Genomic DNA, 23,506 nt, shown 5'->3' on the forward strand with positions numbered 1-23,506 from the left:
CCAGGGCCTCGATAAGGCCCACATGGTTTCAAGGGGAGCATCAAAATGATCAAACGCAATCTGCTGGTTATGGGCCTTGCCGTGCTGCTGAGCGCTTGCGGCTTCCAGCTGCGCGGCACCGGCACCACCGAACTGGCGATCAAGGAACTGGACGTCACCGCCCGCAACTCCTACGGCGAGACCGTGCAACAGCTGCGCCAGGTCCTGGAAAACAGTGGCGTCAAAGTCTATTCAGGCGCGGCTTACAAACTGAACCTGGTGGATGAAAAAGAAGAGCAGCGCAGCCTCAGCTACGCCAGCGCCGGGCGTGCTTCGGACATTGAGCTGAGCACCACGCTCTTCTTCGAAATCCAGGGCCATGACCACCTGCCGCTGATGGGCGACAAGATCCAGATACAGAAAGTCGTGAGCCACGACGGCAACAACCTGGTGGGTTCGGACTCCGAAACCATCCAGGTGCGCAAGGAAATGCGTCGTGAACTGGTGCAGCGCATGGTCCTGCGCCTGCAACTGATCACGCCGGAGCAACTGGATAAGCTGCAGCAAACCGCGGATGCCAAGGCCAAGGCAGATGCCGATGCGCTGAAAGCTGCGCAAGAGTATGAAGACAGCCAACCTAAACAGTCGCCTGTCGAAGTTCCTGTCGAGTAAGCCAGACGGGGCGCCCCAGGCGCCCCGTTCGCACTGCCTATGAAACTCGCCCCCGCCCAACTCGCCAAGCACCTGCAAGGCAGCCTTGCGCCCGTCTACATCGTCAGCGGTGATGACCCGCTGCTGTGCCAGGAGGCTGCGGACGCAATTCGCACCGCCGCCCGCCAACAGGGCTTCGATGAACGCCAGGTATTCAGCGCCGACGCCAGTTTCGACTGGGGTACGCTGCTGCAAGCCGGGGCGAGCATGTCGCTGTTCGCCGAAAAACGCCTGCTGGAACTGCGCCTGCCTTCGGGCAAGCCCGGCGACAAAGGCGCGGCGGCTTTGATGGAATACTGCGCACGCCCTGCCGAAGACACGCTGCTGCTGATCAGCCTGCCCAAGCTTGATGGCAGTGCGCAGAAAACCAAGTGGGGCAAGGCGCTGGTGGAAGGCGGCCAGACTCAGTTCATACAGATCTGGCCGGTGGACAGCAGCCAACTGCCGCAGTGGATTCGTCAGCGCCTGTCGCAATCAGGGCTGAGTGCCAGCCAGGATGCGGTGGAGCTGATCGCGGCGCGGGTGGAAGGCAACCTGTTGGCCGCCGCCCAGGAAATCGAAAAGCTCAAGCTGATGGCCGAGGGTGGCCAGATCACCGTCGAAACCGTGCAAGGCGCCGTGGCGGACAGCGCGCGCTTTGACGTATTTGGCCTGGTGGATGCGATCCTCAACGGCGAACCCGCCCACGCCCTGCGCATGCTCGAAGGGCTGCGCGGCGAAGGCGTCGAGCCGCCGGTGATTCTCTGGGCCCTGGCGCGAGAATTACGGCTGCTGGCCAATATTGCCCTGCAGTACAGCCAGGGCATCCCACTGGACAAGGCCTTCAGCCAGGCGCGGCCACCGGTATGGGACAAGCGCAAACCACTGATCAGCAAAGCCCTGCAACGGCACTCGGCGCAACGCTGGGCGCAATTGCTGCTGGAAGCCCAACGCATTGACGCGCAGATCAAGGGGCAGGCGGCTGGATCGCCGTGGATGAGCCTGAGTCGTTTGTCACTTTTGATGTCAGGACAGCGCTTGGCGCTGCCTGCTGAATAGTCCTACGTATCGCTGGGCTGGACAGAATCCAAACTTCGGCAGATGATTCGCACCGCATCATCAACCTGCCAGAGAGTACCCATCATGAGCAAAAAGCCATCCAAGCATGGCCCCAACAAGGCCAAATCCATCATCGCCCAGCCGTTGTTCCGCAGTCGCCAGGAACGAGCCGGCAAAGGCAAAGGCAGCTACCGCCGCGAAGCCTTCCAGTCTAATAGCTGGGAGGCTTCTTACTTTCTGGCTGCCTGAAGGCAAGCGCCCCTCCGGCATGATAAGGTCTGTACCTGATTCGTATTCCCTGGACCTGTGCATGCCCTCTAGTCTTTCCCGTCGTTGGCACCTTCGCCAACTGATCGCTGCCTCCAGCCTCATTCTGTTAGTCGCCTGCGCGGAAAAACCCACCGCTGCCGATGCCCAACCCCTGCCCCCGCTCCAGACTGCACCGGTAGCTGCGCCTGCCGTCGTTGCGCCACTGGTGGCAGACAATCTTGATATCCAGCCGACCCAGACCTTTGCCGAATGGCAGGCGGGGTTTCGCGTGGAAGCCTTGAAGGCCGGTATCACGCCACAGGTTTTCGACACGGCCTTTGCCAATGTCGTACCCGACATGGCGGTGATCCGCGCCGACCGCAGCCAGCCGGAGTTCTCCCGCCCGGTATGGGAATACCTCGATGGCGCGCTGTCGCCGCTGCGGGTGCGCAATGGCCAGTCGCTGCTGGTGAAGTACGCCGACATTCTGCAACGCATTGAGGACCGTTACGGCGTCGACCGCCAGGCGCTGGTCTCGGTGTGGGGCATGGAGAGTAACTTCGGCCAATTCCAAGGCAACAACTCGGTGATCCGCTCACTGGCGACCCTGGCCTATGAAGGCCGTCGCCCGGCCTTCGCCCAGGCGCAGCTGCTGGCGGCGCTGCAAATCATCCAGCATGGCGATATCGCCGCCGACCAGATGAAAGGCTCCTGGGCCGGGGCCATGGGCCAGACCCAGTTCATCCCGACCACCTATAACACCCACGCCGTAGACTTCGATGGTGACGGCCGCCGCGATATCTGGAACAGCCCGGCCGACGCCCTCGCCTCCACCGCGCACTACCTGCAAAGCTCCGGCTGGCAGAAAGGCCAGCCCTGGGGCTTCGAGGTGCAGCAACTGCCGTTGAATTTTGATTACGCCCTGGCCGATGGCAGCGTACGCAAGACCGTTGGCGAGTGGCTGAAACTGGGAATCCAGGTGCCGCCGGGCGCCAGTGTCCCGGCCAACGTCGACCAGCTTTCCGCCGCCCTGTTGCTGCCGGCCGGCTATCGTGGCCCGGCGTTCCTGGTGCTGGATAACTTCCGCGCGATCCTCAAGTACAACAACTCGTCGTCCTACGCGTTGGCAGTTGGCTTGTTGTCGGAACGCTTCGGGGGCGGTGGCTTGATTCGTGGGAGCTGGCCGAAAGATGAACTGCCGTTGACTCGCTCGCAGCGAATTGACTTGCAGACGGTACTCAGTGCCAATGGTTACGACGCAGGCAACCCGGACGGGATCATCGGTGCAAATACCCGCAAGGCGATTCGTGCCGCGCAGCAGTCCCTGGGCTGGCCGGCGGATGGGTATCCGACGGTGAAGTTGCTGGAGTCGCTGCAAAGCCGATAGATCGGCGTATGGCTGCTACCGCATTCGCGAGCAAGCCCGCTCCCACATTTTGACCGTGCACTTCCTGAAGGAACGCGATCGAAATGTGGGAGCGGGCTTGCTCGCGAAGAGGCCTTTATCGGCGCTACAAAGTTCAGGCCTTAAACACCACATCCTGTTCCAACACCAACCGCTTCTCCCCCGCATCCAGCCGCACCCTGGCGCCCAACGGCAAGGTCAGGTTCGGATTGCAGTGCCCGCTGCGCCAGCCGGATAGCACAGGAATGCACAACGGCCCGAAGGTCTGCTTCAGCAAGCGCTCAAGCGCAAAGCTATCAACCCCAGCCACATCCCCCACCACCACGCCCGCCACCTGGGCCAGCTTGCCCGCAAGGCGCAAATGGGTGAGCAACCGGTCAATGCGGTACAACGGCTCGTTCACATCTTCGATAAACAGAATGATGCCCTCGGCGTCAATCTCGTAAGCCGTGCCCATCACTGCTGCGATCATCGATAGATTGCCGCCCAGCAGCCGCCCACAGGCGATGCCTGGCTCGACGGTGGTCAGCGGGTAGGCCACAGGGTGAGCCAGCTGGCTACCGGCTTTCACTTGCCCACGCAGCATGCTGAACAGCGACGACTCGGTAGGCTGTTGCTTTTCACCTAACAGGTCAGCGTTGAACATCGGACCATGGAAGGTGACGAAACCGGCATACCGGTTGATCGCCAGGTGCAGGGCGGTGATATCGCTGTAGCCTACGAATGGCTTGGGGTTGGCCCGGAGCAGGTCAAAGTCCAGGCGGTCCAGCAGGCGTGGCGTGCCGTAGCCGCCGCGCAGGCAGAAAATCGCGTCGATGGTCGAATCGGCGAACGCAGCGTGCAGGTCATCAAGGCGTACCTCATCACTGCCGGCCAGATAGCCATCACGCTGGCTCACGCCCGGAAAGATCCGCAGTGTGTAGCCCCGGGCGCGCATCCATTGCGTGGCCGTGTCGATATCCAGCTCGGCCGGCCCGGCAGGGGCAATCAGCCCGATCACGCCTTCGGCGCGCAGCGCAGGTACCGCACAAGTGGTCAATTGAGTCGTCATCCATGGTTCTCCTCGCGTGGATTGCCCAAGGCACTCTAAACAGCAATGGTTGCAAACAGAAGAGGAAGAGTCAGTAGCAAATGTGGGAGCGGGCCTGGGTGGGAGCGGGCTTGCTCGCGAAGACGGTCAGTCAGTCACCGGACAGGTCAACTGATCCAACGCATTCGCGAGCAAGCCCGCTCCCACTCAAGCCGGCTCCCACATGGGTCCTGCAGTGTCCGGCGTTCCGCGTATCAGGACACCAGGCTGGCCTTGACCAGTTTCGCCTGCTCGTCGGCGTGGTACGAGGAACGTACCAGCGGGCCGGAAGCGACGTTCTTGAAGCCCATCTTGTAGCCTTCTTCGGCAAACCAGGCGAACACATCCGGGTGCACGAAGCGCTGTACCGGCAAGTGGCTGCGGGACGGCTGCAGGTACTGGCCAAGGGTCAGCATGTCGATGTCGTGTTCGCGCATGCGCTTCATGACTTCGATGACTTCTTCGTCGGTTTCGCCCAGGCCCAGCATCAGGCCGGATTTGGTCGGAATGTGCGGCATCATCTGCTTGAATTTCTGCAGCAGGGTCAGCGACCACTGGTAGTCCGAACCCGGACGCGCAGCCTTGTACAGGCGCGGTACGGTTTCCAGGTTGTGGTTGAACACGTCAGGCGGCTCGGCGGCGGTGATTTCCAGCGCCACGTCCATACGGCCACGGTAGTCCGGCACCAGGGTCTCGAGCATCACGTTCGGCGACAGCTTGCGGATCTCGCGGATGCAGTCGGCAAAGTGCTGGGCACCGCCGTCACGCAGGTCGTCGCGGTCTACCGAGGTAATCACGACATACTTGAGTTTCAGGTCGGCGATAGCGATGGCCAGGCTTTCCGGCTCGTTGACGTCCAGTGGCTTCGGCCGGCCGTGGCCAACGTCGCAGAACGGGCAACGACGGGTGCAGATGTCACCCATGATCATGAAGGTCGCGGTGCCACCGGAGAAGCACTCGCCCAGGTTCGGGCAGGACGCCTCTTCGCACACGCTGTGCAGCTTGTGTTTGCGCAGCAGGGCCTTGATGCGGTCGACTTCCGGCGAAACCGGGATACGCACGCGAATCCAGTCAGGCTTTTTCGGCAGTTCGGTGGTCGGAATGATCTTCACCGGGATGCGTGCAACCTTCTCGGCGCCGCGCAGCTTGACGCCGGCTTCTACCTTGGCACGCGGGGCCGGACGCTCGGTAACATCCAGCGTCGGGATCATGGTTTGCACTGCATCAGTAGTCATAATCAGTCGATTCCGCCCGTTAGGGTCGTCTGCTCAGCATAGTCGAGGTGTTTGACGAGCTGCGCGCGCAGCCGGGCACTTACCTCGGCAAATTCTAGTGGTGTTGCGTGATCGCTCAACTGGGTCATCGCCAAACCGGCGTAGCCGCAGGGATTGATCCGTCGAAACGGCGCCAGGTCCATGTCCACATTCAAGGCCAGGCCATGAAAGGAACAACCGTGGCGAATCCGCAAGCCCAGGGAGGCGATTTTCGCGCCATCAACATAAACCCCCGGTGCATCCGGCTTGGCCGCGGCGGTCACACCGTAGCTGGCCAGCAGCTCGATCAGGCATGACTCCATGCGACTGACCAGCTCACGTACGCCAAAACCCAGCCTGCGCACGTCCAGCAACAGATAAGCCACCAATTGACCTGGGCCATGGTAAGTCACCTGCCCGCCGCGGTCGACCTGCACCACCGGGATTTCTCCCGGCAGCAGCAAATGCTCGGCCTTGCCGGCCTGGCCCTGGGTGAAAACCGGCGGGTGCTCCACCAGCCAGATTTCATCCGGGGCTTCAGTGCCGCGCTCGTTGGTGAACCGCTGCATGGCGTGCCACACCGGTTCGTAAGCCATTTGGCCGAGCTCGCGAAAGCCCAGGGTCTGTGACATCACAACACCATGTGCACGAAGCCGGTAGCCCGCAGTTCGCTGTTGATGTTGTAGAGCTGGTCCTGATCAGTCGCCACGATGTGCAACTGAATAGTGGTGTACTTGCCGTTGGTGCTTTGACGCTCATCCACACGGTCATGGTTGATCGTTGCGTGTTTCTTGACGATCTCGATGATCTTATCCTTGTTGCCCACGCCCGTATCGCTGATCACCTTGACGGGATAGTCCACGTTTGGGAATTCGATCTTTGGCGCCTTTACTTCGGTATCGGTCATGGCGTAACGGCCTCGTAAGCGTAAGCCGTGGCGACGGGCATAACCCCGCGCCGGATCAGCGCGGGGTCATGCAGGTGCACACTATCAGTTGAACAAGCTGTAGAAGAATAGACGGATGCTATCCCACACGCGTCGGAAGATACCACCTTCGTCGACGGCGTCCAGAGCGATCAGATCGGCGCTGTGCACCACCTTGTCGTCCAGCTTCACTTCGACTTTACCAATCACATCGCCCTTGGCGATCGGTGCGACCAGTTGCGGGTTCATGGTCATGCTGGCCACCAGCTTCTTGAGCTGGCCTTTAGGCATGGTCAGGGTCAGGTCTTCAGCCAGGCCAGCCTTGACTTGATGGGTCGCGCCTTTCCACACAGGGGCTTGAGCCAGCTCGGTGCCTTTCTGGTAGAAGGTCTGGGTTTCGAAGAAACGGAAGCCATAGGTCAGCAGCTTTTGCGTCTCGGCCGCACGGGCCTGCTCGCTGTTGGTACCGAATACCACGGCAATCAGGCGCTGGCCGTCACGGACAGCGGACGACACCATGCAGTAGCCGGCTTCTTCGGTGTGGCCGGTTTTCAAGCCATCGACAGTCTTGTCACGCCACAGCAACAGGTTGCGGTTAGGCTGCTTGATGTTGTTCCAGAAGAACTCTTTCTGGGAGTAGATCGCGTAGTGCACCGGGTCGACACGAATGATCGCGCGAGCCAGGATCGCCATGTCGTGAGCCGACGAGTAGTGCTCAGGGTTCGGCAGGCCGGTCGGGTTCATGAAGTGGCTGTTGGTCATGCCCAGGTCGGCCACGGTTTTGTTCATCATGTCGGCGAACGCATCTTCGCTGCCGGCGATGTGCTCGGACAGGGCTACGCTGGCGTCGTTACCCGACTGGATGATGATGCCGTGCAGCAGGTCGCTGACGGTCACTTGCGAGCCGACCTTGATGAACATCCGCGAACCGCCGGTGCGCCAGGCGTTTTCGCTGACGGTCACCGGATCGTTTTCGCCGATCTGGCCGCGACGGATTTCCAGGGTCGCGATGTAGGCGGTCATCAGCTTGGTCAGGCTGGCTGGGGGCAGGCGCTGGTCACCGTTGTTCTCCACCAGCACGTTGCCGCTGGCGGCGTCCATCAGGACCCAGGCCTTGGCAGCCAGTTGCGGGGAAGCTGGCACCATTTCAACCGCCCAGGCGGCCGGGGTGATGATCAGCGAAAGAAGCAGGCACGTGCGTTTGGCTAAGGTGGTGATGTTCATCCGTCTCTCGAAATTGCTTATGGAAACTTGCCCTCGCGGGCAAAACTATTCAGACAGCCCGTCGCCAGACTGTCGCGTGTTCGGTTGCATGCCCACCCCTTGCCCCTGGGTTTTTATTGTTCAACGAGCCAACAACCAGGGCTCAAACCCGCATGCGAGCCTGAGCCATCAATCCTTTGTACTGCTTACTCGGCGGTGACCACGCTGGGTTGCCCCAGGTTGGCCAGGCGCACGCTGTTCTGCACTTGCGCAACTTCACTCGGCGAGCCGATCGGCCCCATGCGCACACGGTGCAGGGTCTGCTGGTTACGCACAATAGAGCTGATAAAGACTGGCGCGCTGACCATCCCGCTGAGCTTGGACCTTAGCAGCTCTGCCGCGTCCGGGTTGGCGAAAGCGCCGACTTGCAGGTACTGGCCGCCCACGGTAGAGGCTCCCGGTGCTGCATGCGGAATGACCACCGTGTCCGGGGCGTGCTGCGCCGGCGGCGGGGTCCACTGTTCGATCTTGCCGGCCGAGGCCGTGACTTGCGGTTGCGGGGTTTGCGGTTCGTTGAGCATCAACGGCGCCGGCTTGCCGCGCTGGGCCCAGTACTGGGCCGGGTCGATACCTTCGACCTTCACCCGGGCGGTGCCGATTTCGGCATACCCGAGTTTCTTGGCGGCGGCGTAGGACAAGTCGATGATCCGGTCCGAATAGAACGGCCCACGGTCATTGACCCGCAGGATTACCGAGCGGTTGTTGTCCAGGTTGGTCACGCGTACATAGCTGGGCAGCGGCAGGGTCTTGTGCGCCGCGCTCATGCCGTACAGGTCATAGACTTCGCCGTTGGCGGTGTTCTGGCCGTGGAACTTGGTCCCGTACCAGGACGCCGTACCTGATTGCACGTAGGTCTTGGAGTCTTGCAGCGGGAAGTAGTTTTTGCCCAGCACGGTATAGGGGTTGGCCTTGTAAGGGCCGGTGTGCAGGGTCGGCGTGGCATCCGGGATCTTCGAAACATCCACATCCCACCACGGCGCGCCGTCTTTGTGGGCGCGGTTGATATCCAGCCCCGGCTGGGAGCGGATCGCCGTGCCAGCGGTTTTTTGCACCGGTGCACGACTGGTGGAGCAACTGACCACCAATAACGACAATGCGGCGTACGCCAACAGCTTCAGGGGTTTGTACATCGGTGATACCGGCATTACTTGACGCCCCGTGCTTGGACCAGCATGTCTGACAGTTGATGAACGGCCATGGCGTACATCACGCTGCGGTTATAACGCGTGATTGCGTAGAAATTCTTCAGGCCCATCCAGTATTCGGGGCCATTTTCGCCTTCGAGGCGGAACGCCGTCACCGGCATATCATCGCGTGGCGCATTCTGACTCGACCAGCCCAGCGCCCGCAACTCCCCGACCGTCTTGACCGGCTCGATACCCTGGGTCAGGCCTTCATCGGCGCGCTCACCGGTCACATCGGCTCGAATCACCACCGGCTCGCCGGCTACCCAGCCGTGGCGCTTGAAGTAGCTGGCGACGCTGCCGATAGCGTCATCGGGGTTGCTCCAGATATTGATATGGCCGTCGCCGTCAAAATCCACGGCGTAGGCGCGAAAGCTGCTCGGCATGAACTGCGGCAAGCCCATGGCCCCGGCGTAGGAGCCCTTGAGGGTCAACGGGTCGACCTGCTCTTCACGGGCCAACAACAGGAACTCGCGCAGCTCTTTGCGGAAGAATTCGGCGCGTGGCGGGTAGTCAAAACCCAGGGTCGACAAGGCGTCGATCACCCGGTAGCTGCCGGTGTTGCGGCCGTAGAAGGTTTCGATGCCGATGATTGCCACGATCACCTGGGCCGGTACGCCGTATTCCTGCTCGGCGCGGGCCAGCACCGCTTCGTGCTGGCGCCAGAAGTCCACGCCCCGCGCCACGCGGGCGTCGGTCAGGAACATCGGGCGATATTCCTTCCACTGCTTCACGCGCTCGGCGGGCCGGGAGATGGCGTCGAGGATCGCCTGCTTGCGCTGGGCCTCGCGGAACACGCCCATCAGCTGTTCACCGGCGAAACCATAGTCACGGGTCATCTCACCGACAAACTCGGCGACCTGGGGCGAACCGTCGTAGTCGCCGGCCTGCGCTTCCTGCACAGCGGCTCCCAGCAGGCCCAACAGGCCCATCCAGGACACGTGCCGGGCAGCCCAGCCGCGCATTACTTGCATTGACATCTTCACCTTATTCAAACCTGTGCGATCCACTTACGATGGGTATGGATCGACATCAAAACCCCAAACGCTGACAGCAATGTCACCAGCGAAGTTCCGCCGTAACTAATGAACGGCAACGGCACCCCAACCACCGGCAACAGGCCACTGACCATACCGATGTTGACGAAAACGTAAACAAAAAACGTCATGGTGAGGCTGCCGGCGAGCAATTTACCAAACAGGGTTTGCGCCTGGGCAGTAATCACCAGGCCGCGCCCGATCAGCAGCAAGTAAATCAGCAACAGTGCGCAGATGCCCACCAGGCCGAACTCCTCGCCCATCACCGCGATAATGAAGTCGGTGTGGCTTTCCGGCAAAAAGTCCAGGTGCGACTGGGTGCCCAGCAGCCAGCCCTTGCCGAATACGCCGCCGGAACCGATGGCCGCCTTGGACTGGATGATGTTCCAGCCGGTGCCCAGCGGATCGCTCTCCGGGTCGAGGAACGTGAGGATTCGCTGCTTCTGGTAGTCGTGCATAAAGAAGAACCACATGGCCACGGCCACCGGCACGGCGGCGGCCAGCACGCTGAGGATCCAGCGCCAGCGCAGCCCCCCCATGAACAGCACGAACGCGCCGCCCGCCAGGATCAGCAGCGAGGTGCCGAGGTCGGGCTGGCGCACGATCAGGATGAACGGCACGCCGATCAATATCAGGCTGATGCCCACGTGCTTGAGCTGCGGCGGCAGTGTGCGTTTTGACAGGTACCAGGCGATGGTCGCAGGCATCAAAATCTTCATGAATTCCGACGGCTGGAAGCGAATCACCCCCGGGATGTTGATCCAGCGCGTCGCGCCCATGGCGTTGTGACCCATGACATCCACCACCACCAGCAGCAACACGCCGGCGACATACCCCAGCGGCACCCAGCGCGCCATGAAGCGCGGCTCCAGCTGGGCGATCACCACCATCGACAACAGGCCCAGGCCAAACGACGACGCCTGTTTGATCAGCAAGTCCCAGTTCTTGCCACTGGCCGAATACAACACGAACAGGCTGCCGGCGGCCAGGGTCAGCAGCAGGATCAGCAACGGGCCATCAATGTGCATGCGCTGCAGCAAAGTGGCGCGGCGGCGCATCACATCCTCGCTGGAGAGGATGCGGTCAAAATTACTCTTCAAGGGCCGTAGCCTCCACACTGGATGGGGTGCCGCCATATTCGGGCTTGAGCTTGCCGTCTTCGGTCAACAGCCAGGCATCCATGATCTGACGCACCACGGGCGCTGCTACGCCGGAACCGGATTCACCGTTCTCGACCATCACCGCCACGGCGATCTTCGGGTTGTCGGCCGGAGCAAAGCCGACGAACAAGGCGTGGTCACGGTGGCGTTCCTGAACCTTGGAGCGGTCGTATTTCTCGCCCTGCTTGATCGCGACCACCTGAGCCGTACCGCTCTTGCCGGCAATCCGGTATTGCGCGCCGGCTGCCGCTTTACGAGCGGTACCCCGGGCGCCGTGCATCACTTGCTGCATGCCGTGGTTGACCTTGGTCCAGTCGGACGGGTCGCGCAGCACAATGTCGGGAATCGGGTTTTCGTCCACCGGGCGTTCACCCTCGATGGTCTTGGCCAGGTGCGGGCGGTTCCACACACCCTTGTTGGCCACCAGCGCGGTGGCCTGAGCCAGTTGCAGCGGCGTGGCCTGCATGTAGCCCTGGCCGATCCCCAGGATCAGGGTTTCGCCCGGGAACCACGCCTGGCGCCGGGTCGCACGCTTCCACTCGCGAGACGGCATCAGGCCCGGGGATTCTTCGAACATGTCCAGGGAGACTTTCTGACCAAGGCCGAACTTGCCCATGTAGGCCGACAGCCGATCAATCCCCAGCTTGTGGGCCAGGTCATAGAAGTAGGTGTCGTTGGAACGCATGATCGCCGTATCCAGGTCCACATAACCGTCGCCGGTGCGGTTCCAATTACGGTATTTGTGATCGTAGTTGGGCAGCATGTAGTAGCCGGGGTCGAACACCCGGCTCGATGCCGTGACCACGCCCGAGTCCAGGCCGGCAATCGCCACCGCCGGCTTGATGGTCGAGCCCGGCGGATACAGGCCGCGCAATACTCGGTTGAACAGCGGCCGGTCGATGGAATCACGCAGCTCGGCGTAGGCCTTGAAGCTGATCCCGGTGACAAACAGGTTCGGGTCAAAACTTGGCTGGCTGACCATCGCCAGCACTTCGCCAGTGCTCGGATCCAGTGCCACCACGGCACCCCGACGCCCGCCCAGGGCCATCTCCGCCGCTTCCTGCAACTTGATGTCCAGGCTCAGCACGATGTCCTTGCCGGGCACCGGGTCGGTACGCTTGAGCACCCGCAGCACGCGGCCACGGGCGTTGGTCTCGACTTCCTCGTAACCCACCTGGCCGTGCAGTTCCGGCTCGTAGAAACGCTCGATGCCGGTCTTGCCGATATGGTGGGTGCCGCTGTAGTTGACCGGGTCGAGGGTCTTCAGCTCTTTCTCGTTGATCCGGCCCATGTAGCCGACCGAATGCGCAAAGTGCGCCCCTTGCGGGTAGTGCCGCACCAACTGCGCCACCACTTCCACACCCGGCAGCCGGAACTGGTTCACCGCGATCCGGGCGATCTGCTCTTCGGTCAGCTCGAACAGGATCGGCACCGGCTCAAACGGCCGGCGCCCCTGTTTCATGCGCTTTTCGAAAATCACCCGGTCTTCCGGCGTCAGTTGCAGCACCTCGACGATCACATCGAGGATCTGCTGCCAGTCACCGGAGCGTTCGCGGGTCATGCTCAGGCTGAAGCTGGGCCGGTTATCCGCTACCACCACGCCATTGCGGTCGAAAATCAGCCCACGGGTCGGCGGAATCGGCTGCACGTGCACCCGGTTGTTTTCCGACAATGTGGAGTGATAGTCGTACTGGATCACCTGCAGGAAATACAGGCGCGCAATCAGCACCCCCAGCAATGCCACCACCAAAATCGCGCCAAAGACCACCCGCGCGCGTACAAGACGTGCGTCTTTCTCGTGGTCCTTGATGCGGATCGGCTGGGTCATCAGGCAGGGCGCAGATTATTTGTGGTAAGGGTGCCCGGACAGAACTGTCCAGGCGCGATACAGCTGTTCACCGATCAGAATTCTTACCAGCGGGTGCGGCAGTGTCAGGGGCGACAGCGACCAGCGCTGGTCCGCCCGCGCGCACACTTCCGGCGCCAGCCCCTCGGGGCCGCCGACCATGAAGTTGACCGTGCGCGAATCCAGGCGCCAGCGATCCAGTTCCACCGCCAACTGCTCGGTGCTCCAAGGCTTGCCGTGCACTTCGAGGGTCACGATCCGCTCGTTGGGTCCGACCTTGGCCAGCATGGCTTCGCCTTCCTGACGGATAAAGCGGGCCACGTCGGCGTTCTTGCCCCGGGTATTGAGCGGTATTTCCACCAGTTCCAGCGCCAATTCGGATGGCAGGCGCTTGGCATATTCATGCCAGCCTTCTTCCACCCACTTGGGCATGCGTGAACCGACAGCGATCAGACGCAGGCGCACAGCCGTTCCTTATTCCTGGTCTTTGTTGAGCTTGTCGAAGTGCGCGTGGCCGACTTCAGGGCTGTGGTGCTTGCCATCGGCGGCACGGCTCTGCTCGGCGCCTTTCCACAGACGCTCCAGGTCGTAGAACTGACGGGCGTTGCTGGTCATCATGTGAACGATCACGTCGTCCATGTCCAGCAGTACCCAGTCGCTGTCGCCCTTGCCTTCTTCACCCAATGGCTTGACGCCCTGGGCTTTGACCGCTTCGCGAACCTTGTCCAGCATCGCGCCGATCTGGCGGTTGGAGGTACCGGTGGCGATGATCATGAAGTCGGTGATGCTCTGCTTGTCGCGCACGTCCAGGACCTGGATGTCCTGGGCCTTCACGTCTTCCAGGGCAGCCACGGCAACCTTCACCAGCTCTTCTCCGGCCAGCTCAGGGCCGGTGTGGGCTTCTACTGGCAGAGGAGCGCTCTTGAACGTGCCTTTGCGCTTAACTTTGCTTACGTCTTTGTTCGTCATATAAAACTCGTTTTGCTCGTATGTTCGGGCGCTCGCTGCACGACTGTTCGTGCGTTCAAGCGCGCCTTTTCAGTTCGACGCACGGTAAAGCCCGTGCGCATCGATGTAGGCCAGGACCGCGTCAGGCACCAGGAAACGTACCGACTTCCCGCTGGCCAGCAGTTGACGGATCTGGGTGGCAGACACCGCAAGCGGGGTTTGCCAGACGAATGCAATATTCCCGCTCGGCCCGGTCAGGGCCAAAGGGTCACTTACCGACCGCGCCGCCAGCAGGTTGCGCAAGGCATCCGGCGATTCTGCGTCGGCATCCGGGCGTTGCAGCACCAGGATGTGGCAATGCTGGAGCAACTCTTCCCAGCGGTGCCAAGTGGGCAGGCCGCAAAACGCGTCCCAGCCCAAAAGTAGAAATAACTGGTCATCGGCGGCCAACTCGGCCCGCATCAGTTCCAGGGTGTCGACAGTGTAGGACGGTTTGTCGCGCTTGAGTTCGCGGTCGTCCACCACCAGCGGTGCAATGCCGGCCACAGCAAGGCGGACCATCTCCAGGCGCTGCTGCGCAGACACCTGCGGCGTATCGCGATGCGGCGGCCGGGCATTCGGTGCCAGGCGCAGTTCATCCAGCCCGAGGGCGTCCGCGACTTCCAGTGCACTGCGCAAATGGCCGATGTGCACGGGGTCGAAGGTGCCGCCGAGCAGCCCGATGCGTTTACCCATCAAGTGCGCACATGACCGTCACCGAACACCACGTACTTCTCGCTGGTCAGCCCTTCCAGGCCAACCGGGCCGCGTGCGTGGAGCTTGTCGGTGGAGATACCGATCTCCGCCCCCAGGCCATACTCGAAACCGTCGGCAAAACGCGTCGAGGCGTTGACCATCACCGAAGCGGAATCCACTTCGTTGAGGAAACGCCGGGCATCACTGAAATGCTCGGTGACAATGGCGTCGGTGTGCTTGGAGCCGTATTGATTGATGTGCTCGATGGCCTGGTCCAGGTCGTCGACGATGCGGATCGACAGGATCGGCGCCGTGTATTCGGTGTACCAGTCCTGCTCGGTGGCCTCGATCACGTCGCTGCCGAGGATCGCCCGGGTACGCTCGCAACCACGCAGTTCAACGCCCTTGTCGCGGTAGATGGCAGCCAGCGGCGGCAGCACGCGATCGGCAATGCCGACGTGCACCAGCAGGGTTTCCATGGTGTTGCACGGGGCGTAGCGGTGAGTCTTGGCGTTGTCGGCAATGCGGATCGCCTTGTCGAGGTCGGCGGCGATGTCGATGAACACGTGGCAGACGCCATCCAGGTGCTTGATAACTGGCACCTTGGCATCACGGCTCACGCGCTCAATCAGGCTCTTGCCGCCGCGCGGCACGATCACGTCAACGAATTCAGGCATGGTGATCAGCGCACCAACGGCAGCGCGGTCAGTGGTCTCGACCACTTGCACCACTTCGGCCGGCAGTTCGGCCACGGCCAGGCCCTGCTGAATGCACGCGGCGATGGCACGGTTGGAATTGATGGCCTCGGAACCGCCCCGCAGGATGGTGGCATTGCCGGACTTGAGGCACAGGCTTGCGGCGTCGATGGTCACGTTCGGGCGCGACTCATAGATGATGCCGATCACGCCCAGGGGCACGCGCATCTTGCCCACCTGGATACCCGATGGCAGGTAGCGCATGTCGCGGATTTCACCGATGGGGTCAGGCAGCTTGGCCACCTGACGCAAGCCTTCGATCATGTCGTCGATCCGCGCCGGCGTCAGCGCCAGGCGATCCAGCAATGCAGGCTCCAGGCCATTGGCGCGACCGTTGGCCAAATCCTGTTCATTGGCGGCGCTCAGCTCGGAGCGCGAAGCATCCAGAGCGTCGGCGGCTGCCAGCAAGGCGCGGTTCTTCTGCGTAGTGCTCGCACGGGCGATCAACCGCGAGGCCTGACGGGCAGCGCGACCCAGGCGGGTCATGTAGTCAAGAACGGACTCAGTCATGGTCTGGTGGGGTCTTGGCAAAGAGGAAAGCGGCAGATTATAGCTGTGACGCCGTCCTACGGACAGCGGTGAGGGGCGGATGGTCGAAATGAACTGTAAAAACCCGACGTTCAGCGGGAATTAAGGCTGGAGTTGTTATCATCCTGTCACATTTAGCCGTATTACCTTTGATCGCCATGTCCAGTTTCTCGCCGCTGATCCCCGCCAACGCCCTGCCCGACGGCTTTTTCGACCGTGACGCGCAACTGCTCGCGCGCGAATTGCTCGGAAAAGTCATTCGCCATCGTGTTGGTGATTTGTGGCTGTCGGCACGAATTATCGAAACCGAAGCGTATTACCTCGCCGAAAAAGGCAGCCACGCGTCCTTGGGCTACACAGAAAAGCGTAAGGCTTTGTTTCTGGATGGCGGGCACATCTATATGTACTACGCCCGCGGCGGTGATTCGCTGAACTTCAGCGCCCACGGTCCGGGCAATGCGGTGCTGATCAAATCAGCCTATCCGTGGGTCGACGAAGTCTCCGGCCCGGCCAGCCTGGCGCAGATGCTGCTGAATAACCCGGACGCCAGCGGCAGGCCACGGCCCTCGCAAAAGCTGTGCGCCGGCCAGACCTTGCTGTGCAAGGCGCTGGGTTTGAAGGTGCCGATGTGGGACGCCAAGCGCTTTGACCAGGAACTGCTCTACGTGGAAGACGTAGGGCTGGCGCCAGCGCAGATCATCCAGACCACCCGCCTGGGCATTCCCGGTGGGCGCGATGAACACCTGATGTACCGCTACGTCGATGCCGGTTATGCGCCGTATTGCACACGGAACCCGCTGCGCCGGGGCCAGGTCGAAGGCCGCGACTATTTTTTGATTTGAAAACATACATAAACCTGTAGGAGCCCGGCTTGCCCGGCGATAGCGGACTCAAGGACGCCATCGCCGGCAAGCCGGGCTCCCACAAGGACGATCTACAAAAGGGAGTTGATTGTATGGGCCCATGGCTCGATAGCATTACCGGCTGGCTGACCCTGAACCCGCAATGGCTGGCCGTGGCGGTGTTTATCGTGGCGTGCGTGGAGTGCCTGGCCATTGCCGGCCTGATCGTACCTGGCACGGTATTGCTGTTTGCCATCGCCGCCCTGGCCGGCAGCGGCGCACTGTCCCTGGGAGAAACCCTGTTGCTGGGCTTCCTCGGCGGCGTGCTGGGCGATGTTGTTTCCTACTTCCTCGGTCGCCATTTCCACCAGAACATCCGGCGCCTTCCCGGCCTGCGGCATCACCCGGAATGGATGAGCGGCGCCGAGGCTTACTTCCAGAAGTACGGCATCGCCAGCCTGTTGGTAGGCCGCTTCATTGGCCCGCTGCGGCCGATGTTGCCGATGGTTGCGGGCATGTGCGACATGCCCTTCCCGCGTTTTGCCGCCGTGAGCCTGCTGGCCGGTGCAGGCTGGTCGGTGGCGTATCTATTGCCGGGCTGGGCCACCGGCGCGGCCTTCCGCCTGCCATTGCCCGAAGGCTTCTGGCCAGAGGCCGGGATTGTCGCCGCCTGTCTCGCAGTGTTGATCGGCGTAAGCCTCAACAGCAGCCTGCGCGGCCATCGGCGCGCCACCCTATGGATTGGCTGCATCGGCGGCACACTGTTGATCGCGTTGTTTATCGGCTATCCCTACCTCAACGACTTTGACCAAGGCTTGATGGCACTGGTGCAGGAACACCGCGGCCCGGCGATCGACCGGGCGATGGTGATGGTGACCCAGCTCGGCGAGTTCAAGAAGATGTTTGTCGCCAGCGCGGTGCTGACCGGCCTGCTGGTGGTGGCGCGGCAATGGCGCCAGGCAATCTTTGTCGGCGCCACCCTGCTGGGCGCGGCGCTGATCAATACCGGGACCAAGCTGTTTTTTGCGCGGATGCGCCCCGAAGTGCTGACCGACCCACTCACCAGCTTCAGCATGCCCAGCGGCCATGCGTCCGGCTCGTTTGCATTCTTCCTGGCCTTGGCAGTGCTTGCCGGTCGCGGTCAACCGACACGACTGCGCCTGACCTGGCTGGTGCTTGGCTGCATTCCCGCCGCCACCATCGCGATTTCCCGGGTGTACCTGGGTGCACACTGGCCGACGGACATCCTGGCCGGCACCCTGCTGGCAATGACGGTGTGCGCCTTCAGCCTGACGTTAAGCCAGCACCGCAGCCTGTTGCCACCGATGCCGCCGAGAGTCTGGTGGCTGATCCTGCCGGTGTGTGGCGCGGTGCTCGGGTTCATTGCGTTTACCGGCACTTCCCACGCGCTGCTGAGGTATGCCTACTAGGCAGGCCCCAGCCAATCCAGGGGTGCAGCGCGGCGTTCGACGCTGCGCTCGCGCCGCTCCAGAAGCATTTCGTCAGCAATCTCCGCGGCGCGTTCGGCGATGTACTCCGCGCCGCGACCGTCGTTCATATGAAGAATTTGCGTGGTGACGGCCATAAAAAACGCATCCCACACGACTTGCTCCGATTGCGAAAGCCGAATCATCCTTTCCCCCTGATCATCGTTACGTGACTGCCAACTATTTCAGGCAACGGGATCAGGACAACCACGGAAAATCTGAAGACCGGGAAGGACAAGTCCGAGTGACACTCGCGGGTCAGGTGAACAGCTCGCCCTGCAACTCATCCAGCAGCAACTGGATCGCGTCCAGGCGCTGTTGCGGGTCATCGAGTTGCAACAGGTCGATCTTGTCGGCCTCGGTAAAGGGCAGCAGATAGGCCAACTGATTGCCCAGGGCTTGCTGTCCATCGGCGTGGGTGCCCATATCCAAAGACGCCACCATCGGATGCTCGGCCAGGGCATGAAGCAACGCCAGCAAGTCAGCGTCTTCCTCTTCCAGCGGTTGCTCGGGATGCTCGTGCAGCCATTGCACCTCGGCCACCAGCAACTGGTCCTTCTGCACACCGGCATCACGCACGCGGAAACGCCGGCCACCCTCGACCCGAATCCCCAGCAGGCCATTGTCCTGCTGCTTGAAGTCGCGGATCAGCGCCTCGCAGCCAATCAACGCATAGCCATCCGGCGCCAGCCCCACTTCCTTGCCGTCGAGGATGCACACCACGCCAAAGCTTTCGCCCTTTTTCATGCAGCGGCTGATCATGTCCAGGTAACGCGCCTCGAACAGCTGCAGGTCGAGGGTGCACCCGGGAAACAGCACGGTATTGAGCGGGAAAAGCGCCAGACTCATAAAGGTTTCCTTAAACCCGACTTAAATAACCAGCGACACGGCCAACGGCAGGAACACCGCCGTGGCCACGCCCATCAGACTCATGGCCAGCGCCGCAAAGGCGCCGGTCTCTTCGCTTTCCTGCAAGGCCACCGACGTACCTACGGCGTGGGCGATCATGCCCAGCGCCATACCGCGCGCTTCGGGGCTGTGCACGCCCAACCGTGACAGATACGCCGGACCGATCATCGCGCCGATCACCCCGGTGATCAGCACGAACACCGCCGCCAATGCCGCCACGCCGCCGATCTGCTCGGCCACCAGCATCGCAATCGGTGAGGTCACGGACTTGGGTGCCATGGTCATCAGCATCATGTGTTCGGCGCCAAACCACCAGCCCAACAGCACGCACAGGCCGGTGGCCAATACGCCTCCCACCACCAGCGTAGTAAAAATCGGCCAGAACAATTGGCGAATTCGTCGCAGATTCAGGTAAAGCGGCACCGCCAGGGCTACCGTCGCCGGGCCCAGCAGGATGCTCATGATCTCGGTGCTCTTGCGGTACTCGACGTACGTCAGGCCACAGCCGAGCAACACGCCGATCACCAACAGCATCGACACCAGCACCGGTTGCAGGAAAATCCAGCGGGTTTTCTCGAAACCGGCCAGCACCAGCTGATAGGCGCCGAGGGTGATGCCGATGCCGAACAACGGGTGATGAATCACGGCGGCCCAGGCGCCCTGCCAGTCCAGTGTCATTGGCCGTCCTCCCGCTGCGCCTGGCGCTTGACCAGTTTCTGCATCAGCACGCCGACAAAGCCCATGGCGATCACCAGCGACAGCACCAGCGCGCCGACGATGGCCCAGAAGTCGGCGGCAATGTCCTTGGCATACACCATCACACCGACCGCAGGCGGCACCAGCAGTAGCGGCAAATAACGCAGCAGACTGCTGGCCGCCAGGCTCAGGGGTTCACCGACTTCGCCGCGCCACACCAGGAAGGCCAGCATCAGCAGCAGCCCGATAATCGGCCCCGGCAGCACCGGGACAAACAAATGATTGATCGCCGTGCCGAGTAATTGAAACAGCACCAGCCATGTCAGACCGCGTAACAGCATCCGTTCTTCCCCCCAAAAGCGTGTCGGCATTATAAGCACGCTGCCTCTATGGAGCGGCATTCGCCAAAAGCATGGTGGGTTGACCGGGCCAAGTGCCCGTGATGATCTACATTGGTTCTCTGGACCTGTCCAAAACTACAAAAACGATGAAGCCAACCGAGCAAAGAAGGAGAGTCGCAATGCCCTCAGTACCCGTAGCGCAACTCAAAGAATATGTCGGCAAGGAACTGGGACGTTCTGCATGGCTCACCATCGACCAGGAACGTATCAACCTGTTCGCGGAAGCCACCGGCGATTTTCAGTTCATCCACGTCGACCCGGTGAAAGCCGCCCAGACCCCGTTTGGCGGCACCATCGCCCACGGTTTCCTGTCGCTGTCGCTGATACCCAAGCTGATCGAAGACATCCTGATCATGCCCGAAGGCCTGAAGATGGCGGTCAACTATGGCCTGGACAGCGTGCGCTTCATCCAGCCCGTGAAGGTCGACTCCAGGGTGCGCCTGGCCGTGACCCTGACCGACGCCACCGAGAAAAAACCTGGGCAATGGTTGCTTAAAGCCACCTGCACCCTGGAAATCGATGGCCAGGAAAAACCGGCCTACATTGCAGAATCGTTGTCACTCTGCTTCGTCTGAAGCCTGGCTGTGGTGAGCCCGTCCGCTCACCACAATTCATGTAAATTTATGTATAGATCTCGCAGCTGCGGCATACTCGGCGCTCAATTATCCGGATCCCGCTATGCGCCCACTCGCTCCCCTTGCTCTTGTCCTGTTGCTCACCGCGTGCGGCGACGGCGAATCGCTGTTGCCGCCCGATGCGCGGCTGCCCGATGGCGGTCGTTACCGTGGCGATGTGGTCAATGGCTTGCTGCAAGGCCAGGGCCGGGTGGATTACCCCAATGGCAGTTGGTACGCGGGCCAGTTCGATAAAGGCCAGTGGCACGGCCAGGGCGAATGGCATGGCAGCAACGGCGAGGTCTATAAAGGCCAGTTCCAGCAGGGCCTGTTCGACGGCCAGGGCAGCCTGACCACGTCGGGCAACAGCTACGTCGGCGGTTTCAAACAAGGTAAGCGCAACGGCGAAGGCACCCTCAAAGAGGGGCAGATGACCTATCGCGGCGAATTCAAGGACGACCAGTATTCCGGCCTCGGCCGCCTCGAGCTGGCCGACGGCAGCCAGTACCAGGGCCAGTTCGCCCACGGCAAGCCCAACGGCGAAGGCCAGCGCAACGACGACAGCGGCAACCAGTTCAGCGGCCGCTTCGTCGATGGCCAGCTGGAGGGCAACGGCACCTTCAACAGCGCCGACGGCGACATGTACATCGGCCATTTCAAACAAAACCAGCTCAACGGCAAGGGCCGCTACGAAAACGCCGACGGCGACGTATGGATCGGCGAATTCAAGGAAGGCGCCCTCAGCGGCAAGGGCGAACTGATCGGCGTCGATGGCAGCCACTACGTCGGCCAGTTCGTCGACTGGCGCTTCACAGGCACAGGCCGCCTGAACCTCACCGACGGCAGCTTCTATATTGGTGGCTTCGACAGCGACAGCTATCAAGGTCGTGGCACTTTGGTGCTCACCGACGGCACCGTGCAGGCCGGCACCTGGGTCAACGGCATGCGCGTGCGCGACGCCGAGGGCAAATTGTTGCCTGACCCGCTGGAAATCGGCCTGTTTGCCCAGGGCCACTTGCTGGATGCCGCCCTCGCCGCCGTGCCCGCGTCCAAATCGGGGGTGGAGCTGTACACCCTGGTGGTGGCCGGCGACGGCAAACAAAGTGTGTTCCTGCGCGAAGCCGACTACGTCAGCAACATGCTCGCCACACGCTTCGGCGCCTACGGCCAGATCCGCCTGGTGAACCATCGCGACCATATTGCCGACCGCCCGATGGCCACTCGCGAAAGCCTGCGCCGCGCAGTCCAGACCTTGGCCGAACGCAGTGGCCCGCAAGACCTGGTGTTTATCTACCTGACCAGCCACGGCACCCACGAGCACGAACTGGTGCTCGACCAGCCGCGCATGGAGCTGGCCGACCTGCCGGCCGATGAGCTGGCCGCCGTGCTGGCACCGCTGAAGAACCGCGACAAGATCATCGTGATTTCGGCCTGCTACTCCGGCGGGTTCATCCCGGCCCTGAAGGACGAACACACCCTGATCATGACCGCCTCGCGCGCCGATCGCGTGTCGTTCGGCTGCTCCGAAGAGGCCGACTTCACCTACTTCGGCGACGCCCTCTTTGCCCAGGCCTTCAACCAGACCGACGACTTGCAGCAAGCCTTCAAGCTGGCACAGACCCACGTGGCCGAACGCGAACAGGCGGACAACTTCGAAGCCTCCGAACCGCAGATCTGGGCCCCCAAAGGCGTAATCGCCCATTGGCAATTATTACGCAAACAGCAGGCACGAAAGGCGCTCGAAAGCGTCTCAATGAATAGCAAGGAAGCCAAGAGCAACTAAGCTGAATCTGTATCAAGGGGGAAACATCATGTACCTGACGCCTCAGCATATCTTGCTCGCCGGAGCCTCCGGCCTGACCGGGGAGCACCTGCTGGACCGCCTGCTCAACGAGCCGACCGTGACCCGCGTGCTGGCACCCAGCCGCAAGCCTCTGGCCGAGCATCCACACCTGGAAAACCCGGTGGGCGACCCGGCAGTATTCCTGCCGCAACTGAGCGGCCAGGTGGACATCGCCTTCTGCTGCCTGGGCACCACCATCAAGCAGGCCGGCTCCGAAGAAGCGTTCCGCGCCGTCGACCTGGACATGGTCGTGGCCTTTGCCAAGCGCGCCCGGGAAATGGGGGCGCGGCACCTGATCGTGATCAGCGCAATCGGTGCCGACCCGAAATCCTCGATCTTCTACAACCGCGTCAAGGGCGAGATGGAACAGGCGTTGAAAGCCCAGGATTGGCCGCAGTTGACCATCGTCCGACCTTCGCTGTTGTTGGGTGAGCGATTGGAACCGCGGCTGGCCGAGCAACTGGCCGGGCCATTGTCGCGGCTGATTCCGGGCAAGTACCACGGCATTGAAGTGTGCGAACTGGCGCGGGCGATGTGGCGACTGGCGCTGGAAGAGCAGGATGGGGTGCGGGTTATAGAGTCGGACGAGCTGCGCAAGCTCGGCAAATAACACGTAATTCCAGGCAGGA

General features: G+C 61.9%; 26 protein-coding genes. 9 read left to right on the forward strand and 17 right to left on the reverse strand.

Features of this window, described 5'->3' with window-relative positions; all coding sequences use genetic code 11:
- Positions 1-45: 45 nt before the first annotated feature.
- The 4 genes from lptE to V6607_RS29100 all read left to right on the forward strand — a co-directional run bounded on the left by lptE (position 46) and on the right by V6607_RS29100 (position 3,364).
- Positions 46-651 carry an LPS assembly lipoprotein LptE gene (gene lptE / locus V6607_RS29085; RefSeq protein ID WP_008436571.1) on the forward strand — a complete coding sequence of 202 codons (606 nt, stop codon included), beginning with the start codon at positions 46-48 and terminating at the stop codon, positions 649-651.
- Between the two features lie 39 nt (positions 652-690).
- Positions 691-1,728 carry a DNA polymerase III subunit delta gene (gene holA, locus V6607_RS29090; protein ID WP_008436560.1) on the forward strand — a complete coding sequence of 346 codons (1,038 nt, stop codon included), beginning with the start codon at positions 691-693 and terminating at the stop codon, positions 1,726-1,728.
- Positions 1,729-1,812: 84 nt separating this feature from the next.
- Positions 1,813-1,977, forward strand: a complete 165-nt coding sequence (gene arfA / locus V6607_RS29095) for an alternative ribosome rescue factor ArfA (RefSeq protein WP_003176285.1) — start codon at positions 1,813-1,815, stop codon at positions 1,975-1,977.
- Between the two features lie 61 nt (positions 1,978-2,038).
- The gene (locus tag V6607_RS29100) at positions 2,039-3,364 is read left to right on the forward strand and encodes a lytic murein transglycosylase (RefSeq protein WP_003215443.1); all 1,326 of its coding nucleotides are present in this window, start codon (positions 2,039-2,041) and stop codon (positions 3,362-3,364) included.
- A 133-nt stretch (positions 3,365-3,497) separates the two neighbouring features.
- Here the strand turns inward: V6607_RS29100 and V6607_RS29105 are convergent, their stop codons facing one another.
- The 13 genes from V6607_RS29105 to V6607_RS29165 all read right to left on the reverse strand — a co-directional run bounded on the left by V6607_RS29105 (position 3,498) and on the right by V6607_RS29165 (position 16,067).
- A complete protein-coding gene (locus V6607_RS29105) occupies positions 3,498-4,433 on the reverse strand; it encodes an LD-carboxypeptidase (protein WP_134327363.1) in 936 nt (311 codons plus the stop codon).
- A gap of 233 nt (positions 4,434-4,666) precedes the next feature.
- Entirely contained in the window at positions 4,667-5,662 is a 996-nt protein-coding gene (lipA, locus tag V6607_RS29110) for a lipoyl synthase (RefSeq protein ID WP_017476250.1), read from the reverse strand.
- A 26-nt stretch (positions 5,663-5,688) separates the two neighbouring features.
- Positions 5,689-6,336 carry a lipoyl(octanoyl) transferase LipB gene (lipB, locus tag V6607_RS29115; RefSeq protein ID WP_003215439.1) on the reverse strand — a complete coding sequence of 216 codons (648 nt, stop codon included), beginning with the start codon at positions 6,334-6,336 and terminating at the stop codon, positions 5,689-5,691.
- Positions 6,336-6,611: a DUF493 domain-containing protein gene (locus V6607_RS29120; protein WP_003215438.1), complete on the reverse strand. Its 276-nt coding sequence runs from the start codon at positions 6,609-6,611 to the stop codon at positions 6,336-6,338. Before V6607_RS29120 ends, lipB begins: the two co-directional genes overlap by 1 nt.
- Before the next feature lie 84 nt (positions 6,612-6,695).
- Positions 6,696-7,853 (reverse strand): D-alanyl-D-alanine carboxypeptidase family protein, encoded by a 1,158-nt coding sequence (locus V6607_RS29125; RefSeq protein ID WP_003215437.1) that lies wholly within the window; start codon positions 7,851-7,853, stop codon positions 6,696-6,698.
- A 185-nt stretch (positions 7,854-8,038) separates the two neighbouring features.
- The gene (locus V6607_RS29130; RefSeq protein WP_003215436.1) at positions 8,039-9,037 is read right to left on the reverse strand and encodes a septal ring lytic transglycosylase RlpA family protein; all 999 of its coding nucleotides are present in this window, start codon (positions 9,035-9,037) and stop codon (positions 8,039-8,041) included.
- On the reverse strand, positions 9,037-10,050 hold the full coding sequence (mltB, locus tag V6607_RS29135) for a lytic murein transglycosylase B (RefSeq protein ID WP_003215435.1): 1,014 nt from the start codon (positions 10,048-10,050) through the stop codon (positions 9,037-9,039). Before mltB ends, V6607_RS29130 begins: the two co-directional genes overlap by 1 nt.
- 17 nt (positions 10,051-10,067) lie before the next feature.
- Positions 10,068-11,171 (reverse strand): rod shape-determining protein RodA, encoded by a 1,104-nt coding sequence (gene rodA / locus V6607_RS29140; protein WP_050442794.1) that lies wholly within the window; start codon positions 11,169-11,171, stop codon positions 10,068-10,070.
- Between the two features lie 31 nt (positions 11,172-11,202).
- Positions 11,203-13,101, reverse strand: a complete 1,899-nt coding sequence (mrdA, locus tag V6607_RS29145) for a penicillin-binding protein 2 (protein ID WP_134327364.1) — start codon at positions 13,099-13,101, stop codon at positions 11,203-11,205.
- Between the two features lie 15 nt (positions 13,102-13,116).
- Positions 13,117-13,584, reverse strand: a complete 468-nt coding sequence (gene rlmH, locus V6607_RS29150) for a 23S rRNA (pseudouridine(1915)-N(3))-methyltransferase RlmH (protein ID WP_003185785.1) — start codon at positions 13,582-13,584, stop codon at positions 13,117-13,119.
- Positions 13,585-13,593: 9 nt separating this feature from the next.
- A complete protein-coding gene (gene rsfS, locus V6607_RS29155) occupies positions 13,594-14,088 on the reverse strand; it encodes a ribosome silencing factor (protein ID WP_003215432.1) in 495 nt (164 codons plus the stop codon).
- A gap of 69 nt (positions 14,089-14,157) precedes the next feature.
- Complete coding sequence (gene nadD / locus V6607_RS29160; RefSeq protein ID WP_003215431.1) at positions 14,158-14,802, reverse strand: nicotinate-nucleotide adenylyltransferase; 645 nt, start codon at positions 14,800-14,802, stop codon at positions 14,158-14,160.
- Positions 14,802-16,067 carry a glutamate-5-semialdehyde dehydrogenase gene (locus tag V6607_RS29165; RefSeq protein ID WP_134327365.1) on the reverse strand — a complete coding sequence of 422 codons (1,266 nt, stop codon included), beginning with the start codon at positions 16,065-16,067 and terminating at the stop codon, positions 14,802-14,804. The genes nadD and V6607_RS29165 overlap by 1 nt, the downstream gene beginning before the upstream one ends.
- Before the next feature lie 176 nt (positions 16,068-16,243).
- Here V6607_RS29165 and V6607_RS29170 point away from each other — a divergent pair, with 176 nt between their 5' ends.
- Positions 16,244-16,927, forward strand: a complete 684-nt coding sequence (locus tag V6607_RS29170; RefSeq protein WP_134327366.1) for a DNA-3-methyladenine glycosylase — start codon at positions 16,244-16,246, stop codon at positions 16,925-16,927.
- A gap of 113 nt (positions 16,928-17,040) precedes the next feature.
- On the forward strand, positions 17,041-18,357 hold the full coding sequence (locus tag V6607_RS29175) for a bifunctional DedA family/phosphatase PAP2 family protein (protein ID WP_003215428.1): 1,317 nt from the start codon (positions 17,041-17,043) through the stop codon (positions 18,355-18,357).
- On the opposite strand, the gene V6607_RS29180 is transcribed toward V6607_RS29175, so the two are convergent.
- From V6607_RS29180 to V6607_RS29195, 4 genes are all read right to left on the reverse strand, one after another.
- Positions 18,354-18,560 (reverse strand): hypothetical protein, encoded by a 207-nt coding sequence (locus V6607_RS29180; RefSeq protein WP_087694439.1) that lies wholly within the window; start codon positions 18,558-18,560, stop codon positions 18,354-18,356. The genes V6607_RS29175 and V6607_RS29180 overlap by 4 nt on opposite strands.
- Positions 18,561-18,672: 112 nt before the next feature.
- Complete coding sequence (locus tag V6607_RS29185) at positions 18,673-19,263, reverse strand: LON peptidase substrate-binding domain-containing protein (protein ID WP_003215426.1); 591 nt, start codon at positions 19,261-19,263, stop codon at positions 18,673-18,675.
- Between the two features lie 21 nt (positions 19,264-19,284).
- A complete protein-coding gene (locus V6607_RS29190) occupies positions 19,285-20,001 on the reverse strand; it encodes an LrgB family protein (protein WP_242295450.1) in 717 nt (238 codons plus the stop codon).
- Positions 19,998-20,360, reverse strand: coding sequence for a CidA/LrgA family protein (locus V6607_RS29195; RefSeq protein ID WP_003215424.1), 363 nt, complete (start codon positions 20,358-20,360; stop codon positions 19,998-20,000). The genes V6607_RS29190 and V6607_RS29195 overlap by 4 nt, the downstream gene beginning before the upstream one ends.
- A 179-nt stretch (positions 20,361-20,539) precedes the next feature.
- Between V6607_RS29195 and V6607_RS29200 the strand changes: the two genes are divergently transcribed.
- The 3 genes from V6607_RS29200 (at position 20,540) to V6607_RS29210 (ending at position 23,487) form a co-directional block, all read left to right on the forward strand.
- Positions 20,540-20,995 (forward strand): MaoC family dehydratase, encoded by a 456-nt coding sequence (locus V6607_RS29200; RefSeq protein WP_003215423.1) that lies wholly within the window; start codon positions 20,540-20,542, stop codon positions 20,993-20,995.
- 103 nt (positions 20,996-21,098) lie between these two features.
- Complete coding sequence (locus tag V6607_RS29205; RefSeq protein ID WP_008436527.1) at positions 21,099-22,817, forward strand: C13 family peptidase; 1,719 nt, start codon at positions 21,099-21,101, stop codon at positions 22,815-22,817.
- 28 nt (positions 22,818-22,845) lie between these two features.
- Positions 22,846-23,487, forward strand: a complete 642-nt coding sequence (locus V6607_RS29210) for an oxidoreductase (RefSeq protein WP_003215421.1) — start codon at positions 22,846-22,848, stop codon at positions 23,485-23,487.
- The last annotated feature ends 19 nt before the right edge of the window (positions 23,488-23,506 follow it).

Source organism: Pseudomonas sp. KK18, from assembly GCF_037094675.1.
Lineage (GTDB): Bacteria > Pseudomonadota > Gammaproteobacteria > Pseudomonadales > Pseudomonadaceae > Aquipseudomonas.

What these genes read in the sequence shown, in the direction of transcription:
- lipA (WP_017476250.1), bottom strand. Translation starts at nt 5,662, where the DNA reads ATGATCCCGACGCTGGATGTTACCGAGCGTCCGGCCCCGCGTGCCAAG.
- nadD (WP_003215431.1), bottom strand. Translation starts at nt 14,802, where the DNA reads ATGGGTAAACGCATCGGGCTGCTCGGCGGCACCTTCGACCCCGTGCAC.
- rodA (WP_050442794.1), bottom strand. Translation starts at nt 11,171, where the DNA reads ATGCGCCGCCGCGCCACTTTGCTGCAGCGCATGCACATTGATGGCCCG.
- V6607_RS29125 (WP_003215437.1), bottom strand. Translation starts at nt 7,853, where the DNA reads ATGAACATCACCACCTTAGCCAAACGCACGTGCCTGCTTCTTTCGCTG.
- V6607_RS29195 (WP_003215424.1), bottom strand. Translation starts at nt 20,360, where the DNA reads ATGCTGTTACGCGGTCTGACATGGCTGGTGCTGTTTCAATTACTCGGC.
- V6607_RS29105 (WP_134327363.1), bottom strand. Translation starts at nt 4,433, where the DNA reads ATGACGACTCAATTGACCACTTGTGCGGTACCTGCGCTGCGCGCCGAA.
- V6607_RS29205 (WP_008436527.1), top strand. Translation starts at nt 21,099, where the DNA reads ATGCGCCCACTCGCTCCCCTTGCTCTTGTCCTGTTGCTCACCGCGTGC.
- mltB (WP_003215435.1), bottom strand. Translation starts at nt 10,050, where the DNA reads ATGCAAGTAATGCGCGGCTGGGCTGCCCGGCACGTGTCCTGGATGGGC.
- arfA (WP_003176285.1), top strand. Translation starts at nt 1,813, where the DNA reads ATGAGCAAAAAGCCATCCAAGCATGGCCCCAACAAGGCCAAATCCATC.
- lptE (WP_008436571.1), top strand. Translation starts at nt 46, where the DNA reads ATGATCAAACGCAATCTGCTGGTTATGGGCCTTGCCGTGCTGCTGAGC.
- V6607_RS29130 (WP_003215436.1), bottom strand. Translation starts at nt 9,037, where the DNA reads ATGCCGGTATCACCGATGTACAAACCCCTGAAGCTGTTGGCGTACGCC.
- V6607_RS29100 (WP_003215443.1), top strand. Translation starts at nt 2,039, where the DNA reads ATGCCCTCTAGTCTTTCCCGTCGTTGGCACCTTCGCCAACTGATCGCT.
- V6607_RS29200 (WP_003215423.1), top strand. Translation starts at nt 20,540, where the DNA reads ATGCCCTCAGTACCCGTAGCGCAACTCAAAGAATATGTCGGCAAGGAA.
- lipB (WP_003215439.1), bottom strand. Translation starts at nt 6,336, where the DNA reads ATGTCACAGACCCTGGGCTTTCGCGAGCTCGGCCAAATGGCTTACGAA.
- holA (WP_008436560.1), top strand. Translation starts at nt 691, where the DNA reads ATGAAACTCGCCCCCGCCCAACTCGCCAAGCACCTGCAAGGCAGCCTT.
- V6607_RS29175 (WP_003215428.1), top strand. Translation starts at nt 17,041, where the DNA reads ATGGGCCCATGGCTCGATAGCATTACCGGCTGGCTGACCCTGAACCCG.
- V6607_RS29170 (WP_134327366.1), top strand. Translation starts at nt 16,244, where the DNA reads ATGTCCAGTTTCTCGCCGCTGATCCCCGCCAACGCCCTGCCCGACGGC.
- V6607_RS29165 (WP_134327365.1), bottom strand. Translation starts at nt 16,067, where the DNA reads ATGACTGAGTCCGTTCTTGACTACATGACCCGCCTGGGTCGCGCTGCC.
- V6607_RS29185 (WP_003215426.1), bottom strand. Translation starts at nt 19,263, where the DNA reads ATGAGTCTGGCGCTTTTCCCGCTCAATACCGTGCTGTTTCCCGGGTGC.
- V6607_RS29210 (WP_003215421.1), top strand. Translation starts at nt 22,846, where the DNA reads ATGTACCTGACGCCTCAGCATATCTTGCTCGCCGGAGCCTCCGGCCTG.
- mrdA (WP_134327364.1), bottom strand. Translation starts at nt 13,101, where the DNA reads ATGACCCAGCCGATCCGCATCAAGGACCACGAGAAAGACGCACGTCTT.
- V6607_RS29190 (WP_242295450.1), bottom strand. Translation starts at nt 20,001, where the DNA reads ATGACACTGGACTGGCAGGGCGCCTGGGCCGCCGTGATTCATCACCCG.
- V6607_RS29180 (WP_087694439.1), bottom strand. Translation starts at nt 18,560, where the DNA reads ATGATTCGGCTTTCGCAATCGGAGCAAGTCGTGTGGGATGCGTTTTTT.
- rsfS (WP_003215432.1), bottom strand. Translation starts at nt 14,088, where the DNA reads ATGACGAACAAAGACGTAAGCAAAGTTAAGCGCAAAGGCACGTTCAAG.
- V6607_RS29120 (WP_003215438.1), bottom strand. Translation starts at nt 6,611, where the DNA reads ATGACCGATACCGAAGTAAAGGCGCCAAAGATCGAATTCCCAAACGTG.